Source organism: Enhydrobacter sp., from assembly GCF_030246845.1.
Classification (GTDB): Bacteria; Pseudomonadota; Alphaproteobacteria; order Reyranellales; family Reyranellaceae; genus Reyranella.
The window spans coordinates 1,661,942-1,678,949 of the sequence record NZ_CP126889.1 but is presented as its reverse complement, the minus strand read 5'-3'; the positions used below and the strand labels follow the sequence as shown (position 1 = coordinate 1,678,949).

Below are 17,008 nucleotides of genomic sequence, written 5' to 3'. Positions count from 1 at the left end.
GTCAGGCCTCGACGACGAGGGTGCCGCCCATCTCCTCGTGACCGTCGCCGCAGAACACGTCGCAGAAGAAGGCGAAGGTGCCCGGCCTGGTGGGCGTGATGGTGACCCGCGTCTCCGCGCCCGGCACGATGTCGGTCCGCACGCCGAAGTCCGGCATCTTGAAGCCGTGCACGCGGTCGATCGAGGTCACCACGAAGGTGAGCGGCTTTCCGACCTTCGCCTTGACCGTGTCGGGCGTGAAATCGAACTTCTCGGCGATGACCTCGACCTCGGCCGGCGCGTCGGCGGCCAGCCGCGCGACCCCGCCCGCCGCGCTGCCGGCGGCCAGCAGCGCGATGAAGTATCGGCGTCTCATGGATGCTAGGCCTTGCTGACCGGCAACTCGACGAAGGTGGTGGTCTTGCCGATCGTGATGTCGCGCGTGCCGAGGCCCTTCTGTGACGGATCGTAGGGCGGCGGTGGCGGCCGCCGCGGCTGCGGGCCCGGTGTCGCCTGCGGGAAGATCAGCGACTTCGCGGCATGATGGGCGATATGGCCCGTCATGTGGTGATGCTCCTGGTGGATGTGACCGTAGAACACGACGACGTTCTGGTAGGGCATCAGGAGATCGATCGCCTTGGCGCCGTCGGCGGTCGTCCAGTCCCAGGAGGGCTGGAGGTCGAACAGCGGGCGGTGCGTCATGACGACGATCCGGTCGTCGGTCTTGTGCTGCTTGAGGTCGGCGGCGAGCCAGGCGAGCTGGTCCTCACCCAGCTTGGCCCCCGGGTCGGAGACATTGTCGAGCGCGATGAAATGCACGCCCTTATGCTCGAAGGTGTAGTGCGTGTCGCCGAAGTACTCCTTGTAGGCCTCGCCCTTGTCGAGCGCGGCATCGTGCTCGCCGGGCATGAAGCGGATGTCCTTCACGTTGAGGCCGCCGATGATCTCGCGCACGCGCTTCATGCGCGCGCGCCGCTCCTTGGGATCCTCGGTCGTATGGGTGAGATCGCCGGTGAACACGATGAAGTCCGGCTGCCTGGCGAGGCCGTTCACCGTGACGATGGCCTTCTCCAGCGTATGCTCGGCGTCGGGATTGGCCTTGCCCTTGTAGCCCCAATGGGTGTCCGAGAACTGCACGAAATGAAAGTCGTCGGCCTGCGCCATGGCCTGCCGACCGGGGAACAGTCCGGCGGTGAAGGTCACGCCCGCCACTCCGGCGAGCCTCAGGAAATCGCGGCGATCGGTTTGCATCATGATGCCCTCCGGCATGGTTGACTGCACGCGATACCGGGTCGCGTCGGGCTTTATTCCGCGCTCGGCGGCCATGGAATAAGTTCGACGGCCGGCCGGTATTGCTGTCCTATGGACGGCATGTCGGACGCGCTGGAACCCGATGGCGACACGGTCGAACGGTTTCGGACCGTGATGCTGCCGCACCTCGACGCCGTCTACGGCTTCGCTCGGTGGCTGACGCGCGATCCGGTGCGGGCACAGGACGTGGCGCAAGAGGCGATGCTCCGGGCCTTGCGCTATTTCCACGCCTTTCGCGGTGGAGAGGCGCGGCCTTGGCTCCTGCGCATCGTACGCAACACCTGGCACGATGCCCGCAAGCGCCGGGATGCCGAGCAGCCGCTGGAGGTGGTCGAGAACGAGGCCGCCGAAGGGCCGACTCCGGAGCAGTCGGCGATCGCCGGCGATCGGCGCCGGCACGTGGCGGCGGCACTCGCGGCGTTGCCGGCGGAAGCACGTGAGGTCCTCGTCCTGCGCGAGATCGAGGACCTCACCTACAAGGAGATCGCGGCGGTGCTCGACCTGCCGATCGGGACCGTGATGTCGCGGCTCGCCCGCGCGCGGGAGAAGCTGGCAGGCGATCTCAGGAGCCGCCTCGGAAGGAGAGACCATGGACTGCGCGACCTGTGAGGCGATGGTCGACGTCTATCTCGACGGCGAGATGTCGGCCGCCGACTGCGCCGCGTTCGAGCGCGCGCTGGAACGCTGCCCGGAATGCCGCAGGCGGCTCGACGAGGCGCGGGCGCTGAGCGCCCTCCTGCGCGAGCTGCCGGCCGAGCCGGCGCCAGATCTGCTGCGGGCCCGCATCGACCGCGAGCTGCGCTCGATTGCCGGCCGGTCGCGGCGGCTGTCGGCCACCCTTCCGCCGCGCACCTCGCTGCGGTGGACGGCGATGGCGGCCAGCCTGATCGTGGCGGCGAGTCTGGGCTGGCTCGGCGGTTCGCTGTCGACGCAGGGCAGCCGTGACGCCGACGAGCTGGTCGCGGGCTACCTGCGCGTCGCCTCGAGCGAGCACCCCGTCGATGTCGTGTCGTCGGACCGTCACACCGTGAAGCCCTGGTTTGCCGGGAAGATCGACTATTCGCCGCCGGTGCACGACCTCACGTCCGACGGCTTCCCGCTGCTGGGCGGCCGCGTCGATATCTTCGACGGCCGCAAGGTGGCCGTCCTCGTCTACCGCCACAATCAGCACAAGGTGGCACTGACGCTCTGGCCGGCCGGCTCGGGCAACGGGGTGCCCGCCCATATCGAGCAGCGTGACGGCTTCGTGCTGGCGCAATGGCGGCAGGCCGGCTTCGAGCTGCGGGCGGTGTCGGACATCGAGCCGGCGGAGATGACGGCCTTCACCAAGGCCGTCGACCGCTCGCTGGGCGGCGGCGGTTAAGCGAGTCAGAGGAGCGCGCCACTCCCGTGGCGCTCATGATGCGCCACTGGAGTGGCGCGCTCCCATGATCAGGCCAGCTGGTCGAGTTCCCTCACGATGGCGTCGCCCATCTCCTGGGTGCCGACTTTCTTGACGCCGTCGGCCTTGCCGACCAGCAGGTCTCCGGTGCGGTAGCCCGCCGCCAGCACGTTCTCGACCGCCTTCTCGACCAGATCGGCTTCCTTGCCGAGGTCGAACGAGTAGCGCAGCATCATCGCGTAGGAGAGCGTCTCGGCGATCGGGTTGGCGAGTCCCTTGCCCGCGATGTCGGGCGCGCTGCCATGGATCGGCTCGTAGAGCGCCTTGCGCCGGCCGCTCGCGTCGGGCGCCCCGAGCGAAGCCGAGGGCAGGAGGCCGAGCGATCCCGTCAGCATGGACGCCTCGTCCGACAGGATGTCGCCGAACAGGTTGTCGGTGACGATGACGTCGAACTGGCCGGGCGCGCGCAGGAGCTGCATGGCGAGTGCATCGGCGTACATGTGGCTGAGCTCGACGTCCGAATACTTCTCCTTGTGCAGCTTCGTCGCCTCCTCGCGCCACAGCACGCCGGTGTGCATGACGTTGGCCTTCTCCGACGAACAGACCTTGTTGCGCCGCTTGCGCGCCAGCTCGAAGGCAACGGCGCAGACACGACGGATCTCGCTCGACTTGTAGCGCTGCGTGTCGATCGCCTCGAACTCGCCGTTAGGAAGCGTCGTGCGGCCGCGCGGCTCGCCGAAATAGACGCCGCCGGTCAGCTCGCGGATGATCAGGATGTCGAGGCCCTTGACGATCTCGGGCTTGAGCGAGCTCGCATCGACCAGGGCATCGAACACCTTGGCCGGGCGCAGGTTGGCGAAGAGATCCATGTCCTTGCGCAGGCGCAGGAGGCCCCGCTCGGGCTTCTTGTCGAATTCGACATTGTCCCACTTCGGCCCGCCGACCGAGCCGAACAGCACCGCATCGGCCTCCAGCGCCGCCTTCATGGTATCGTCGGAAAGCGGCACGCCGTGCCTGTCGATCGCCGCGCCGCCCACCACGTCTTCCCTGATGTCGAAGCCGACGGCGCGCTTCCTGCCCATCCAGGCGATGATCTTGCGCACCTCGTTCATGACTTCGGGGCCGATGCCGTCGCCGGGCAGCACCAGCAGATTGCGGTTTGACGCCATTGTCTTCTTCTCTCGGGCTAAAGCTTTATCAGGCCGCGGAATGCAGCCAGGGCTGGGCTTCCTTCTGGCGCGCCTCGAAGGCGTCGATCTCCGCCTTCTTCTCCATGGTGAGGCCGATGTCGTCGAGGCCGTTCAGCAGGCAGTGCTTGCGGAAGGGATCGATGTCGAAGTGGATGGTGCCGCCGTCGGGCCCCTTGATCTCCTGCTTCTCGAGGTCGATCTCGATGATGGCGTTGGAGCCGCGGCTCGCATCGTCCATCAGCTTGGCGATCACGTCCTTCGGCACCTTGATCGGCAGGATGCCGTTCTTGAAGCAGTTGTTGTAGAAGATGTCGGCGAAGTTCTCGGAAATGATGCAGCGGATGCCGAAGTCGAGCAGCGCCCAGGGGGCGTGCTCGCGGCTCGAGCCGCAGCCGAAATTGGGGCCGGCGACGATGATCTTGGCGTTCTGGTAGGCCGGCTGGTCGAGGACGAAATCCTTCTTCTGGCCGTCGGCCGTCCAGCGCAGCTCGTAGAACAGCCCGTCCTTCAGGCCCGTGCGCTTGATGGTCTTCAGGAAATTCTTCGGGATGATCATATCGGTGTCGATATTGACCATCGGCAGCGGCGCGGCGACGCCGCGCAGCGTCGTGAACTTGTCCATGGGTCCCTCGCGAAACGCCGGAATTAACGGGCTTTCGCCGGCCCCGTCAAGTTATCCTCAAGCGGCTGGTTCAGCGGTTCTTTATGACCAGCGTGCCGGCGATCATGTCGTGCAGGCCGCGCTTGCGGTCGGTGAAGGCCACCATCAAGTAGCCGATCATCAGGATGATGGTGGAAACGAATTTCGCAAAGAAACGTCCGGTGGCCCGGGCGAAGGAGATCCGGTTGCCCTGCTCGTCGACCACCCGCAAGCCCAACGCCATCTTGCCGATGGTGGCGCCGCGCGGAGAGCTTTCCATCAGCGCGAAATACAGCCACGTCACCACCAGCGCGACGAGCTGGAAGCGCCCCATGTCCTCCATGCCGGCCATCGACTCCATTTTGGTCGGATCGGCCGGAATCATGCTGACGCCCAGGATGGCGCCGATGATGCCGAAGACGATGTTCAGCAGGATGCCGTCGATCAGATAGGCCACGACGCGGACCCAGAATCCACCATAGGCGACACCGGCTGAACCGGCCGGTTGGGCATCCCACACCGGCTGTGGCGGCGGCACAGAGGTCATCGACTTCCTCTCCCCAAAGAAATCGGGCGGTGCATCGCTGCACCGCCCGAACTCTACCACCACCTGTCGAGGAGCGGCTATTGGAAGTCGCGCACATCTGCCAGTGTGCCTTTGATGGCGGCCGCCGCGGCCATGGCCGGGCTGACGAGATGGGTGCGCCCGCCGCGGCCCTGCCGGCCCTCGAAGTTGCGATTCGAGGTCGAGGCGCAGCGCTGGCCGGGCTCAAGCCGGTCGGCGTTCATGGCGAGGCACATCGAGCAGCCCTGGATGCGCCACTCGAAGCCCGCCTCGATGAAGATCCTGTCGAGGCCCTCCTTCTCGGCCTCGGCCTTCACCAGCCCCGAGCCCGGCACGACCATGGCCGACACGTTTGGCGCCACCTTGCGGCCCTTGGCGATCTCCGCGGCAGCGCGCAGGTCCTCGATGCGACCGTTGGTGCAGGAGCCGATGAACACGCGGTCGATCGGCACGTCGACGAGCTTGGTGCCCGGAGTCAGGCCCATATAGGCGAGCGAGCGCGCCCAAGCCTCGCGGCGGTTCTCGTCGGGCGCGTTGGCCGGATCGGGAACGACGTCGGTGATCGGGAGTGCGTCCTGTGGGCTCGTGCCCCAGGTCACCATCGGCGGGATGTCGGAGGCGTTGAGGTCGATCTGGGCGTCGAAATGCGCCTCCTTGTCGGAGGGCAAACGCCGCCATTGGCCGAGCGCCAGGTCCCAGGCCCCGCCCTTGGGCGCGTACGGGCGCCCTTGCAGGTACTTGAAGGTCGTATCGTCCGGCGCGATCAGGCCGGCGCGGGCGCCCGCCTCGATCGACATGTTGCAGACGGTCATGCGGCCTTCCATCGTCATGTCGCGGATGGCGCGGCCGGCATATTCGATGACATATCCGGTGCCGCCGGCGGTGCCGAGCCTCGCGATGATGGCGAGGATCACGTCCTTGGGCGTGACGCCGAGCGGCAGGCTGCCCTCGACCGCCACACGCATGTTCCTGGCCGGCTTCTGGATCAGCGTCTGCGTCGCCAGCACGTGCTCGACCTCGGACGTGCCGATGCCGAAGGCGAGCGCCCCGAACGCGCCGTGCGTCGAGGTATGGCTGTCGCCGCACACGATGGTCATGCCGGGCAGGGTGAGCCCCTGCTCGGGGCCGATGACATGCACGATGCCGCGCCGCGCGTCGTTCAGGCCGAAGTAGGGCACGCCGAAATCGGCCACGTTCTTCTCGAGCGTCTCGACCTGGATGCGCGATTCCTCGTCGGGAATGCCCTGGCTCATGTCGGTGGTCGGCGTGTTGTGGTCGGCGACGGCGATCGTGGCGTCAGGCCGGCGCAGGGGGCGGTGCGCCAGGCGCAAGCCCTCGAAGGCCTGCGGGCTCGTCACCTCGTGCACGAGATGCCGGTCGATATAGATCACACAGGTGCCGTCGTCCTGGCGATGGACGACGTGGCCGTCCCAGATCTTCTCGAACAGGGTCCGGGGCGCCGGCGGGGGAGGGGGCGGCGTGGCCGACTTCTTTCGGGCAGCCATGGCGCGCCTACTTCCTGCCGCCCTTGGCGGCCCGGACACCCTTCTCGTCGCGGGGCTTTTCCTTCTTGAGCTTCTCGCGCCGCGGCCGCCTCGCCGCCTCCTCGGCCTGCTCGGCGATCAGCTCGCGCTGGGCCTCGACGTCCTCGGCGATGCGGCTCGCCTTGCCGCGCAGCGCCCGCAGGTAATAGAGCTTGGCGCGGCGCACCGTGCCCTTGCGCACGACCTCGATCTCCCAGATGCCCGGGCTGTAGAGCGGGAACACACGCTCCACGCCCTCGCCGAAGCTGATCTTGCGCACGGTGAAGGAGGAGTTCACGCCGTCGTTCTTGCGGGCGATGCAGACCCCCTCGTAGACCTGGATGCGCTCACGGTTGCCTTCCTGCACCTTGACGTGCACGCGTACCGTATCGCCGGGCTCGAAGCGCGGCACCGGCCGCTCGGCCGTTACCTTGTCCATCGTGGCCTGCGCCAGCGTATCGAGAATGTTCATCGCATCCATCCTTTCGTCACTTCTCTTCGTTCCCGGACGCGGTCCGCCGGCGGGCCCACAGATCGGGCCGCCGCCGCCGCGTGATCTCTTCCCGCTGCCTCAGCCGCCACTCGGCGACCTTGCCGTGGTGCCCCGAGACCAGGACCTCCGGCACGCGCCGTTCGGTTCCGTCGGGGCCCGACCAGACCGCCGGCCGGGTGTAGTGCGGGTACTCGAGCAAACCGTCCTCAAAGCTCTCCTCGCTCGCCGACGCCGGCTCGCCCATCACCCCGGGCAGGAGCCGCACGCAGCAATCCATCACCGCCATGGCCGCGATCTCGCCGCCCGAAAGCACGAAATCGCCGACCGAAATCTCCTCCAGGGCGTGGGCCTCGATGACGCGCTCGTCGACGCCCTCGAACCGCCCGCACACCAGCAGCACGCCCGACCCCTCGGCCAGCTCCCGCGCCCGCGCCTGGCTGAACGGCGCGCCGCGCGGCGAGAGCAGGATCTTCGGAATCCGGCTTTCCGCGACCGCCTCGATCGCCGCCGACAGGACGTCCGGCTTCATCACCATGCCGGCGCCGCCGCCGAAGGGCGCATCGTCCACCGTGCCATGGCGATCCTTGGCGAACCGCCGGATATCGACCGTCGTCAGCGACCAGACCCCTTCCTTCAGTGCCTTGCCGGCCAGGCTTCCGCCCAGCGGGCCCGGAAACATCTCCGGAAAGAGCGTCAGCGCCGTCGCGCGCCACACGTTGCTTCACGCCTCCTTCGTTTCGCCCTCCACCAGCAGGCCTGCCGGCGGATCCACCACGACCTTGCCGCCCTCGATGTCGATCTCGGGCACCGCTTCATCGGTGAAGGGCAGCATCACGCCTCCCGACACCTCCATCACGGGGCCGGCGCCGAAATCGTGGAAGGCGATCACCTTGCCCCAATCCCGGCCGTCCCGGCCGATTGCCGGCAGACCGATCAGGTCCGCCTCGTACCATTCCCGCTCGCCGGCCTCGGGCAGGGCGCCGCGCTCCACATAGAGTCGCAAGCCCCGCAAGGCCTCCGCCGCCGTCCGATCGGCGATACCCTCGATCCGGGCCAGCACCGTGCCGCGTGCGGCACTCAACGCCTCGACCCGGTACTCCTTCTTCCCCGTCTCGTCCGACAGCGGACCGTACGCACCGACCGCCATCGGGTCTCCGGTGAAGCTCTTGATGCGCACCAGACCGCGCACCCCGTGCGGCGCCGCGATGACGCCCAGCAGGACGCGGCCCTTGCTCATCAGGAGGCGGCCGCCTCCGTCTTCTCGCCTTCCGCCGCCGCACCGGCCGCGGCCTTCAGGCGTTCTTGCGCCTTGGCGCGCGGCTGGTTCTTCTTGGTCTGCTCGCGCCGCTCGCGCGGCTTCATCAACTCGGCCTCCGCCAGGAACTTGGCGACGCGATCCGACGGCTGGGCGCCGACCTTGAGCCAGTGGGCCACGCGCTCCTTGTCCACGGTTACGCGCTGGGCGTGCTCGCGCGGCAGGAGCGGGTTGTAGGTGCCGACCTTCTCGATGAAGCGGCCGTCGCGCGGGCTGCGCGAATCGGCCACCACGATGTGGAAGAACGGCCTCTTCTTGGCGCCGTGGCGGGTCATGCGGATGGTCAGCATTCTCTCTCCTTCGAATTCGTCAGATACGGTTCACGTTCACCAAACTTCAGCGCGGGAAGCCGGGCGGCGGCGTCATCCCGCCGAGGCTGCGCATCAATCCCTTTTCCCCGAGCTTGTTGACGCGTTTCATCATTTTCACCATGTCGGCGTGCTGCTTCAGGAGCTTGTTGACGTCCTGGACATGCACGCCCGATCCCTTGGCGATGCGCTTCTTGCGCGAGGCGTGGATGATGTCGGGGTTGCGCCGCTCGCGCGGGGTCATCGCGAGGATGACCGCCTCCTGGCGCTTGAGCTGCTTCTCGTCGATGCTGGCCTTGGCCATGGCGGCCTTGGCCTGCATGGCGCCCGGCAGCATGCCCATCAGGCCCTGCAGCCCGCCCATCTTGCGCAACTGGCGGAGCTGGGCCAGCAGGTCGTCCATGTCGAACTGGCCCTTGCGCAGCTTGGCGGCGAGCTTCTCCGCCTCTTCCTTCTCGATCGTCTCGGCGGCGCGCTCGACCAGCGAGACGATGTCGCCCATGCCGAGGATGCGCGAGGCGATGCGGTCGGGATGGAACGGCTCGAGCTGATCGAACTTCTCGCCGACGCCGATCAGCTTCACCGGACGGCCGGTCACGGCGCGCATCGAGAGCGCGGCGCCGCCCCGGCTGTCGCCGTCGACGCGGGTCAGCACGATGCCGGTGACGGCCAGCCGCTCGTTGAACGCCTTGGCGACATTGACCGCGTCCTGGCCGGTCATCGCGTCTGCGACCAGCAGCGTCTCCTTGGGCTTGGCGAGGTCGGAGATCTCCTTGACCTCCTGCATCAGCTCCTCATCGATCGAGAGGCGGCCCGCGGTGTCGAGGATCAGGACATCGAAGCCCTCGCGCCGCGCCGTCTCCAGGGCGCGCCGGGTGATGGCGAGCGGCATCTCGAGCGGCACGATCGGCAGGGTCGGCACGCCGGTCTGCTCGCCCAGCACTTTGAGCTGCTGCTGCGCGGCCGGCCGGCGGGTATCGAGCGAGGCCATCAGCACGCGACGCCTGGTCGAGAAGGAGCCGCCGAACATCTCGGCCGCCATGCCCTGCGGGCCTTGGCTCAGCCGATAGGCGACCTTGGCCGACGAGGTCGTCTTGCCGGAACCCTGCAGGCCCACCATCAGGATCACGACCGGCGGGATGGCGTTCAGGTCGAGGTCGGCGACGGTGCCGCCCAGCATCTCGACCAGGTGATCGTTCACGATCTTGACCACCATCTGGCCGGGTGTGACCGAGCGGATGACATCGGCGCCGATCGCCTTGGGCCGGACGCCGTCGATGAACTGACGCACGACCGGCAAGGCCACGTCGGCGTCGAGCAACGCGGTGCGCACCTCGCGCAACGCCGTGTCGACATCGGCCTCGGAGAGCGACCCGCGCCCCCGCAGCTTGTCGAAAACATCGCCCAGGCGTTTGCTCAGACCTTCGAACATCGCACTCCCGTCGGCCCAAAGAGGTATCGCGCCGATGCGCGAACCCTCGCGGATCGACGGAGCTCCCCGCAGGGGGAACCGGAGAAATCGGCACGACCGATTGAGCGGCCGGGGTATAAGGCCTCGCACGCATGGAGTCAAAGATTTGGCGTACGAGGACAAGCCCTTGGCCGAAAAGGATTATCGTCCCGTTCCCGGCTGGGCGCTCCTGCTCTTCCTGGCGGCGCTGGCGGTCCTTGGCCTTCTCGGTGTGCAGTTTCTGGCAGGCCAGGCGGTCCTGACCATCCTGGCGACGTTCTATGCCTTGGGGTTCTGCGCCGTCCTTGTGGCCGCGGCCCCGCTTGGCCAGGCGGCGCTGCCGGCGCTGGGCATCAGGCCGGCCGGCTGGCGGCCGGTGGTGCTGGGGGTGATCGGCACCGTCGCCCTGTCGGTGGCGGTGAGCCAGCTCGGCCTCGAGCCCAAGGCCATGAAGGAAGCCGTCGACATCGCGCGCGAACCGGGCGCGCTGATGCGCAGCCTGCTCATTCTCGCCCTCCTGGCGCCGGTCGTGGAGGAACTGGTGTTCCGTGGCCTGCTGTACGGCTGGATCGCCGGACGCTGGGGGACGGTGCCGGCCTGGGTCGCAAGCTCGATCGCCTTCGCGCTTGCCCACTACGAGCCGGCGCACATCCTTCTGGTCCTGCCGCTCGGCCTGCTGTTCGGCTATCTGCGGCGGCGCACCGATTCACTGCTGCCCTCGCTGGCCGCCCACATCTTCAACAACGGCTTCGCCGTGCTGGCCGCGGCCTATCTCAGCAGCTAGATCAGGCCGCGAGCTTGCGCTCGACGAAGTCGAGCCGGTCCTGGCCCCAGAAGATCTCGCGGTCGATCACGAACGAAGGCGCGCCGAACACGCCCTGGTCGATGGCGTACTTGGTGTAGGAGTCGCGCTTGTCGGCGATGCCGGGCGTCTCGCTCGCCTTGATCACCGAATCGGCATCGAGGCCGCAACCCGCGATGATCGCGCGCAGGGTGGCGGGATCGCCGGTGTTCTTCTCCTCGGCCCAGAGCGCGTGCAAAACGGCATGGGCGAGCTTGATGGCGTCCGCCATGCGCCCCAGCTCGCGCAGGGCGATGACGCATTTGGCGGCGGGCAGCTCGTTGGCGGGAAAGAACTTCGGCTCGAGGTTCAGCGGGACGCCGAGCACATCGCGCCAGCGCTTGAGCTCCATCAGGCGATAGGCCTGGCGCTGCGGCGCGCGTTTGGGCAGCGGCAGGCCGCCGGAAACGGCGAACACCGAGCCGAAATCGACCGGCCAGATGGTGACGTGCGCATGGTGCTTCCTGGCGATCGCCTCGAAGCGCTTGGAGCCGAGATAGGTCCAGGGCGAATTCAGCGAGACGTAGTAGTCCACGTGCTTTGTCATGGCAGTCCTCCCACCTCGCCCGACTGCCGAAAGCCGGGCGACAGCAAAGCGAGGATACGCCATCCTGCCGCCGTGGCGGAAAAAACGATCGTGATCACCGGCGGCGATGCCGGCTATTTCGAGCTGATGCGCGACTGCATCGGCTCCCTGCGCGCGACGCCGGAAGGACGTTCGCTGGCGCTCGGCATCCTCGATTGCGGGCTGACGGAGGCGCAGCGCGACTGGTGCCGGTCAGGGGATGCGACTCTGGTCGTGCCGGGTTGGGATTTCGACTTTCCCGGGCGCGATCGGCTCAAGGACGGTTACAAGGCGCTGACCGCACGGCCGTTCCTGCCGCGCTACTTTCCCGGCTTCGACCTCTATCTCTGGATCGACGGCGACTGCTGGGTGCAGCAGGGCGATGCCGTCGTGCTGTTCCTGGCGGCCGCGCGCACCGGCAAGCTCGCCGTGGCGCCGGAAATCCATCGATCGATGCGCCACTACCATCATGCCTGGAAGGAATTCGCCACGGTGAACGGCGCCGCCTACGCGGCCTGCTTCGACAATGAGACCGCCGAACGGCTGATCCGCTATCCGCTGATCAATGCCGGCGTATTCGCCCTCGCGGCCGACGCGCCGCACTGGCAGGGCTGGGCCGGCCTCCTGGACGAGGCGCTCCAGCGCTCCACGGACATGACCGACCAGATCGCGCTCAACGTGCTGGTCTACGACAAGGGCTTCCCTTACGAGCCGCTGCCCAGCCGCTGCAACTGGCCGGTGCACCATGCCACCCCGGCTTGGGATGCCGAGCGAGGCCTGTTCGTCGAACCGGCGATGCCGCACGAGCCGCTCGGCATCCTCCATCTCACGATCTACACCAAGAAGCTCGCGGCGCTCGACGTGCGCGAGCTGGGCGGCGACCATGCCGGCGAGGTGCGGGGCCGCTCGTTGCGCTGGCCCGGGCGAACGGCCATATAGCGCGCCATGACCAAGGCGCCGTTTCTGAAGATGCCCTTTCTGAAGATGCACGGGCTGGGCAACGACTTCGTCGTCCTCGATGGCCGTCGGACGGCGCTCGACCTCACCCCGGCGCGCCGCCGTGCCATCGCCGATCGGCGGTTGGGGGTGGGGTGCGACCAGTTGATTGTGCTCGAGCCGCCGACCGAGCGCGGCGCTGACGTCTTCATGCGGATCTACAACCCGGACGGCGGCGAGGCCGGCGCCTGCGGCAATGCCACGCGCTGCGTCGCTTCGGTCGTGATGGACGAACGCAAGGCCGATCAGGTCACGGTGCAGACGATTTCCGGCCTGCTCGATTCGCAGCGGACGGGCCGTGGCGCCAATGGCCTGCCGGTGATTTCCGTCGACATGGGGCCGGCCCGCCTCGACTGGCGCGACATTCCCGTGCGCGAGGCCTGCGACACCAATCACATGCCGGTGGGCCTCGGGCCGTTGCAGGATCCGGTGGGCACCAGCATGGGCAATCCGCACGCCACTTTCTTCGTCGACAATATTGCGGCCGTCCCGCTCGCCGAATTGGGACCGAAGCTGGAGCACGATCCGTTCTTCCCGGAGCGCGCCAATATCGGCATCGTCCAGCGCGTGGGCGACGGCCGGCTGAGGCTCAGGGTCTGGGAGCGCGGCGCGGGCCTCACGCTGGCTTGCGGGTCAGGCGCCTGCGCGGCTGTCGTGGCGGCGAGCCGCCGCGGATTGGTCGATCGCAAGGCCGAGGTGATCCTGGAGCGGGGGTCGCTCACGATCGAGTGGCTGCGCGACGACCATGTGATGATGACCGGCGGCATCGCCGTCGCCTTCAAAGGCGAGCTCGATGCCTCCCTGCTGGCATGAGGGTGTGACGTGAGCGACGTGGTCGAGACCGAAAAGAAGGGCGGATGGCTGTCGCGCCTGCGTGCGGGCCTGTCGAAGTCGACCAGGCGCGTCACCGAGAGCATCACCGGCCTGTTCACCCGCAAGAAGCTCGACCAGGAGACGCTGAACGAGCTGGAGGACGTGCTGATCCAGGCCGATCTCGGCGTCGCCGTCGCCGCGCGGCTGGTCGAGAAGCTCGGCAAGGAGCGCTTCGGCAAGGAAGTGACGGACGAGGAGGTGCGCTCGGCTTTCGCCGACGACATCGCCGAGATCCTGCAGCCGGTGGCGATGCCGCTGGCGATCGATGCGGCGCACAAGCCGCATGTCGTGCTGGTGGTGGGCGTGAACGGCTCGGGCAAGACCACGACCATCGCCAAGCTCGCCCATCTCTTCAAGGGCGAGGGCCGCAGCGTCATGCTGGCCGCCGGCGACACCTTCCGCGCCGCCGCCGTCGAGCAGCTTAAGGTGTGGGGCGATCGCGCCGGCGTGCCGGTGATCGCCAAGCCGACCGGCGCCGACGCCGCCGGCCTCGCCTTCGAGGCGCTGGAGAAGGCGCGGGCCGAGCGCTGTGATGTGCTGCTGATCGACACGGCGGGCCGCCTGCACAACAAGGCCAACCTGATGGAAGAGCTCGGCAAGATCGTGCGAGTGATCCGGAAGCTCGATCCTTCGGCGCCGCATTCCTGCCTGCTGGTGCTCGATGCGACGGTGGGGCAGAACGCCCACGCCCAGGTCGAGACCTTCAAGACCCTGTCGCCGGTCGATGCGCTGGTCGTGACCAAGCTCGACGGCAGCGCCAAGGGCGGCGTTCTGGTGGCGCTGGCCGAGAAATTCGGGTTGCCGGTGGTCGCGATCGGCGTCGGCGAGGGGATCGACGACCTGCGTCCCTTCGAGGCGCGCACCTTTGCGCGCAGTCTCATGGGACTGCCGGCATGAGCGCCCGCGAAGGCGAGAACCACGGCATCCGTCGGCTCTACGCGAGCGCGCTCGAGCTCGGGCCGCTGTTGCTGTTCTTCCTCGCGAACTCGCACTGGGGCATCTATGTCGGCACCGGCGTGTTCATCGCCGCCTCGGCCTTCTCGCTGCCCTGCTATCGCTGGCTCGAGGGCCGCTGGCCGATCATGCCGCTGGTCGGCGCCTTTTTCGTCCTGGTGTTCGGCGGCCTCACCATCTGGCTGCAGGACGAGACCTTCATCAAGCTCAAGCCCACTATCTTGAACAGCCTGTTCGGCATCATCCTGGGCGGCGGGCTGCTGCTCTTGCGCCGGCCGCTCCTGAAGCCGATCTTCGGCGTCGCCTTCCGGCTGACCGACGAGGGCTGGCGCAAGCTCACGCTGCGCTGGTCGCTGTTCTTCTTCGTGCTGGCCGCCGTCAACGAGGTGATGTGGCGCGGCTTCTCGACCGAGACCTGGATCGCGAGCAAGATGTTCCTGAGCTTCCCGCTCACGCTCGTCTTCGCCTTCCTTCAGGTGCCGCTGCTCAGGCGCCACTGGGACGGCGACGAGAATCCGTTTGGTTGAGGGTTCTCGCTGTTTCTCCACAAAATCGAAGGGCTCGGCCGTTTCCGGCCAAGCCCTTCGTTTTATTGGTGGAGCCAAGGGGGATCGAACCCCTGACCTCTACAATGCCATTGAAATGGTGGCTCCTTTTCCCATCTTTTCTGAATAGTTGATAATGTTTGATGACATTGGATTTTCCCAGTGTTTTCGGCATTATTGGCCATCGGCGGAAAAGCCGGGAAATTTCCCTAATTTTCCGCCTCCTGCTTCCCCGCTGCTTCCCCGGATTTTTTTGGGCCGTGGAACGCCTTACATGGAGCCGCCCTTGGAAGATCGCGCCGAACCCCAGAAGCTCACCAAGCGGTTCGTTGATCGTCTGCCGCCGTCCGCGAAGGACGTCATCTATTGGGACAGCGAGCTGCCGCGCTTCGGCCTCCGGGTGAAGCCCAGTGGTGCCCGGACCTTCATCGTCCAGTACCGGAATTCGGCCGGCAGGACGCGGAAGCTGGCCTTGGGCCGGGTCGGCGTCCTGACGCCGGAGGAGGCGCGCCAGCGGGCCCGCAAGGCCCTTCTGGGCGTGGCGGATGGGGCGGACCCCTCGGCGGAGAGAAAGGCCCAGCGGGAGGACCTGACCGTTTCGGAGGCCGTCGACCTCTATCTGGCTGAGGGTCCCGCCGACAAGCCGCAGAAAAAGGCCTCCAGCTGGGCCATCGATGCCAGCAATCTGCGGCGCCACGCGCTGCCTCTCCTCGGCAGCCGCATGGTCAAGGCCTTGGTCCCGGCTGACATCCAGAGATTTCAGCGGGATGTCACGACCGGCAAGACCAAGGCCCTGAGCAAGAGCGACAAGAAGCGGGGCAGGATTCGGGTCACCGGTGGTGCCGGCACTGCTTGGCGGGCGACCGTCGTCTTGGCCGCCATGCTCGCCTGGCTGACGAAAAGAGGCCTCTTGGAGGCTAACCCGGCCGAGGGCGTGGAGCTGAACAAGCTCCCCAAGCGCGAACGGTTCTTGTCGGCGGCGGAATTGGCCCGGCTCGGCGAGGCGATGAAACGGGCCGAGCGGGATGGGGCCAATTCCGTGGCGCTCAACATGATCCGGGTCCTGCTGCTGACAGGCGCGCGCCGGACCGAGATCGCCTCCCTCAAATGGCGATACGTCGACTTCGAGCACGGCGCGTTGCGGCTGCCCGATTCCAAGACGGACGAGAAGGTGGTGCCGCTCGGGGCGCCGGCGCTGGCGGTGCTGTCCACGATCGGACCAGGAGAGCCCGACGAATGGGTGTTCCCGGCCGCCCGCGGCCACGGCTACTTCAAGGGTATGCCCAAGGTCTGGAAGCGGGTCGCAGGTTTGGCCGGCATCAAGGTCGGAAAGGAGGCCGGCACCTTGGGGGTCCGGGTGCACGATCTGCGGCATGGTTTTGCCAGCGTCGCGGCGGCCGACGGCGATTCGCTGTACCTGATCGGCAAGGTGCTCGGCCACACGCGGGCGGAGACGACCGAGCGTTACGCCCATCTGCACCTCGATCCGGTCCGCGCCGTCGCCGATCGCACCGCCCGCAAAATCGCCGGCGCCCTCATGGGAGGCAAGCGCAGTCGATTGAAGGTCCTAAAGCTCGTTCCGCTGCAAAAGCGTTAGTCTGTGATCGGACTCAACTCGTGCCGCGGCGCTTTTCAAGCTCCAGATAGGCCGCGACGGCATCGGTAAATCGCTTCTCGGCAGCGATCAACCGGGCAAAACGCCTGTAGTAGTGCTTACGCCGCTCCCGCGGCTTTCGTTCCCGGCCCTCCAGCGCCAGCCGGGCAAACGCTCGCTCCGCCCGCTCGATCGGCTTGAGGTGCTTCGCTCGGTATTCCAGCCCGGCGCAGCGCAGGCAGCGCCAGGGATGAAACGCCTCCGGAACATTGTAGAGGCGGGCACAACCCCGGGCGCACGCCGGGCATTCGAACTGCGGCCGGCAACGCCTGCCGAAGGCCGCAAGGAAGCGCACCACCACCTGATGCCCGTCCAAGGCGATCCAGCCGTTCTTGGGTCGTGTCCCGGATGGTGGTGTAGCTGGGGAGAGCAAGGCCGCGAGCGAGCGCGCTGTTTGATGGCGCCGTAGCGAGGGAGCGGCCTTG

Annotated in this window: 20 protein-coding genes and 1 pseudogene; 8 read left to right on the top strand and 13 right to left on the bottom strand. The window is 67.4% G+C overall.

The features are described 5' to 3' along the window. Window position 1: 1 nt before the first annotated feature. Both OJF58_RS08470 and OJF58_RS08465 read right to left on the bottom strand, forming a co-directional pair. Window positions 2-355 carry a cupredoxin domain-containing protein gene (locus OJF58_RS08470; protein WP_300783489.1) on the bottom strand — a complete coding sequence of 118 codons (354 nt, stop codon included), beginning with the start codon at window positions 353-355 and terminating at the stop codon, window positions 2-4. Window positions 356-360: 5 nt separating this feature from the next. After that, window positions 361-1,233, bottom strand: a complete 873-nt coding sequence (locus OJF58_RS08465; RefSeq protein ID WP_300783488.1) for a metallophosphoesterase — start codon at window positions 1,231-1,233, stop codon at window positions 361-363. A 117-nt stretch (window positions 1,234-1,350) separates the two neighbouring features. Here OJF58_RS08465 and OJF58_RS08460 point away from each other — a divergent pair, with 117 nt between their 5' ends. Together OJF58_RS08460 and OJF58_RS08455 are read left to right on the top strand one after the other, a co-directional pair. Further along, window positions 1,351-1,899, top strand: coding sequence for a sigma-70 family RNA polymerase sigma factor (locus tag OJF58_RS08460; RefSeq protein WP_300783486.1), 549 nt, complete (start codon window positions 1,351-1,353; stop codon window positions 1,897-1,899). Then, window positions 1,880-2,653 (top strand): anti-sigma factor, encoded by a 774-nt coding sequence (locus OJF58_RS08455; protein ID WP_300783485.1) that lies wholly within the window; start codon window positions 1,880-1,882, stop codon window positions 2,651-2,653. The genes OJF58_RS08460 and OJF58_RS08455 overlap by 20 nt, the downstream gene beginning before the upstream one ends. 68 nt (window positions 2,654-2,721) lie before the next feature. On the opposite strand, the gene leuB is transcribed toward OJF58_RS08455, so the two are convergent. The 9 genes from leuB to ffh form a co-directional block, all read right to left on the bottom strand. Beyond that, a complete protein-coding gene (gene leuB / locus OJF58_RS08450; protein WP_300783484.1) occupies window positions 2,722-3,840 on the bottom strand; it encodes a 3-isopropylmalate dehydrogenase in 1,119 nt (372 codons plus the stop codon). A gap of 28 nt (window positions 3,841-3,868) precedes the next feature. Next, entirely contained in the window at window positions 3,869-4,483 is a 615-nt protein-coding gene (gene leuD / locus OJF58_RS08445; RefSeq protein ID WP_300783483.1) for a 3-isopropylmalate dehydratase small subunit, read from the bottom strand. Between the two features lie 70 nt (window positions 4,484-4,553). Beyond that, complete coding sequence (locus tag OJF58_RS08440; protein ID WP_300783482.1) at window positions 4,554-5,048, bottom strand: RDD family protein; 495 nt, start codon at window positions 5,046-5,048, stop codon at window positions 4,554-4,556. A gap of 77 nt (window positions 5,049-5,125) precedes the next feature. Then, window positions 5,126-6,571 (bottom strand): 3-isopropylmalate dehydratase large subunit, encoded by a 1,446-nt coding sequence (gene leuC, locus OJF58_RS08435; protein WP_300783481.1) that lies wholly within the window; start codon window positions 6,569-6,571, stop codon window positions 5,126-5,128. Between the two features lie 7 nt (window positions 6,572-6,578). Next, on the bottom strand, window positions 6,579-7,061 hold the full coding sequence (gene rplS / locus OJF58_RS08430) for a 50S ribosomal protein L19 (RefSeq protein ID WP_300783479.1): 483 nt from the start codon (window positions 7,059-7,061) through the stop codon (window positions 6,579-6,581). Between the two features lie 16 nt (window positions 7,062-7,077). After that, window positions 7,078-7,797: a tRNA (guanosine(37)-N1)-methyltransferase TrmD gene (gene trmD / locus OJF58_RS08425; protein ID WP_300783478.1), complete on the bottom strand. Its 720-nt coding sequence runs from the start codon at window positions 7,795-7,797 to the stop codon at window positions 7,078-7,080. A gap of 6 nt (window positions 7,798-7,803) precedes the next feature. After that, window positions 7,804-8,319, bottom strand: a complete 516-nt coding sequence (rimM, locus tag OJF58_RS08420) for a ribosome maturation factor RimM (RefSeq protein WP_300783477.1) — start codon at window positions 8,317-8,319, stop codon at window positions 7,804-7,806. Beyond that, window positions 8,319-8,687, bottom strand: coding sequence for a 30S ribosomal protein S16 (gene rpsP, locus OJF58_RS08415; protein WP_300783475.1), 369 nt, complete (start codon window positions 8,685-8,687; stop codon window positions 8,319-8,321). The genes rimM and rpsP overlap by 1 nt, the downstream gene beginning before the upstream one ends. A gap of 46 nt (window positions 8,688-8,733) precedes the next feature. Further along, window positions 8,734-10,137, bottom strand: coding sequence for a signal recognition particle protein (ffh, locus tag OJF58_RS08410; protein WP_300783473.1), 1,404 nt, complete (start codon window positions 10,135-10,137; stop codon window positions 8,734-8,736). A 166-nt stretch (window positions 10,138-10,303) separates the two neighbouring features. Here ffh and OJF58_RS08405 point away from each other — a divergent pair, with 166 nt between their 5' ends. Then, complete coding sequence (locus tag OJF58_RS08405) at window positions 10,304-10,939, top strand: type II CAAX endopeptidase family protein (RefSeq protein ID WP_300783471.1); 636 nt, start codon at window positions 10,304-10,306, stop codon at window positions 10,937-10,939. A 1-nt stretch (window position 10,940) separates the two neighbouring features. Here OJF58_RS08405 and OJF58_RS08400 read toward each other — a convergent pair whose 3' ends face one another. Then, the gene (locus tag OJF58_RS08400) at window positions 10,941-11,543 is read right to left on the bottom strand and encodes a 2-hydroxychromene-2-carboxylate isomerase (RefSeq protein ID WP_300783469.1); all 603 of its coding nucleotides are present in this window, start codon (window positions 11,541-11,543) and stop codon (window positions 10,941-10,943) included. Window positions 11,544-11,633: 90 nt separating this feature from the next. Here OJF58_RS08400 and OJF58_RS08395 point away from each other — a divergent pair, with 90 nt between their 5' ends. The 5 genes and pseudogenes from OJF58_RS08395 to OJF58_RS08375 all read left to right on the top strand — a co-directional run bounded on the left by OJF58_RS08395 (window position 11,634) and on the right by OJF58_RS08375 (window position 16,526). Continuing rightward, complete coding sequence (locus tag OJF58_RS08395; protein ID WP_300783467.1) at window positions 11,634-12,500, top strand: hypothetical protein; 867 nt, start codon at window positions 11,634-11,636, stop codon at window positions 12,498-12,500. 6 nt (window positions 12,501-12,506) lie between these two features. Continuing rightward, window positions 12,507-13,370 (top strand): diaminopimelate epimerase, encoded by an 864-nt coding sequence (dapF, locus tag OJF58_RS08390; RefSeq protein ID WP_300783462.1) that lies wholly within the window; start codon window positions 12,507-12,509, stop codon window positions 13,368-13,370. Window positions 13,371-13,379: 9 nt separating this feature from the next. Continuing rightward, window positions 13,380-14,327, top strand: a pseudogene (gene ftsY, locus OJF58_RS08385) (signal recognition particle-docking protein FtsY); the annotation flags it as partial. Beyond that, window positions 14,324-14,911: a septation protein A gene (locus tag OJF58_RS08380; RefSeq protein ID WP_300783460.1), complete on the top strand. Its 588-nt coding sequence runs from the start codon at window positions 14,324-14,326 to the stop codon at window positions 14,909-14,911. The pseudogene ftsY and the gene OJF58_RS08380, both read left to right, overlap by 4 nt. A gap of 304 nt (window positions 14,912-15,215) precedes the next feature. Then, window positions 15,216-16,526, top strand: coding sequence for a site-specific integrase (locus tag OJF58_RS08375; RefSeq protein ID WP_300783458.1), 1,311 nt, complete (start codon window positions 15,216-15,218; stop codon window positions 16,524-16,526). Between the two features lie 13 nt (window positions 16,527-16,539). On the opposite strand, the gene OJF58_RS08370 is transcribed toward OJF58_RS08375, so the two are convergent. After that, the gene (locus OJF58_RS08370; protein ID WP_300783456.1) at window positions 16,540-16,899 is read right to left on the bottom strand and encodes a hypothetical protein; all 360 of its coding nucleotides are present in this window, start codon (window positions 16,897-16,899) and stop codon (window positions 16,540-16,542) included. Window positions 16,900-17,008 lie beyond the last annotated feature (109 nt).

Excerpts from the sequence above, each read along its gene's own strand:
- OJF58_RS08470 (WP_300783489.1), bottom strand. The coding sequence starts at position 355 with ATGAGACGCCGATACTTCATCGCGCTGCTGGCCGCCGGCAGCGCGGCG.
- OJF58_RS08465 (WP_300783488.1), bottom strand. The coding sequence starts at position 1,233 with ATGATGCAAACCGATCGCCGCGATTTCCTGAGGCTCGCCGGAGTGGCG.
- OJF58_RS08460 (WP_300783486.1), top strand. The coding sequence starts at position 1,351 with ATGTCGGACGCGCTGGAACCCGATGGCGACACGGTCGAACGGTTTCGG.
- OJF58_RS08455 (WP_300783485.1), top strand. The coding sequence starts at position 1,880 with ATGGACTGCGCGACCTGTGAGGCGATGGTCGACGTCTATCTCGACGGC.
- leuB (WP_300783484.1), bottom strand. The coding sequence starts at position 3,840 with ATGGCGTCAAACCGCAATCTGCTGGTGCTGCCCGGCGACGGCATCGGC.
- leuD (WP_300783483.1), bottom strand. The coding sequence starts at position 4,483 with ATGGACAAGTTCACGACGCTGCGCGGCGTCGCCGCGCCGCTGCCGATG.
- OJF58_RS08440 (WP_300783482.1), bottom strand. The coding sequence starts at position 5,048 with ATGACCTCTGTGCCGCCGCCACAGCCGGTGTGGGATGCCCAACCGGCC.
- leuC (WP_300783481.1), bottom strand. The coding sequence starts at position 6,571 with ATGGCTGCCCGAAAGAAGTCGGCCACGCCGCCCCCTCCCCCGCCGGCG.
- rplS (WP_300783479.1), bottom strand. The coding sequence starts at position 7,061 with ATGAACATTCTCGATACGCTGGCGCAGGCCACGATGGACAAGGTAACG.
- rimM (WP_300783477.1), bottom strand. The coding sequence starts at position 8,319 with ATGAGCAAGGGCCGCGTCCTGCTGGGCGTCATCGCGGCGCCGCACGGG.
- rpsP (WP_300783475.1), bottom strand. The coding sequence starts at position 8,687 with ATGCTGACCATCCGCATGACCCGCCACGGCGCCAAGAAGAGGCCGTTC.
- ffh (WP_300783473.1), bottom strand. The coding sequence starts at position 10,137 with ATGTTCGAAGGTCTGAGCAAACGCCTGGGCGATGTTTTCGACAAGCTG.
- OJF58_RS08400 (WP_300783469.1), bottom strand. The coding sequence starts at position 11,543 with ATGACAAAGCACGTGGACTACTACGTCTCGCTGAATTCGCCCTGGACC.
- dapF (WP_300783462.1), top strand. The coding sequence starts at position 12,507 with ATGACCAAGGCGCCGTTTCTGAAGATGCCCTTTCTGAAGATGCACGGG.
- OJF58_RS08380 (WP_300783460.1), top strand. The coding sequence starts at position 14,324 with ATGAGCGCCCGCGAAGGCGAGAACCACGGCATCCGTCGGCTCTACGCG.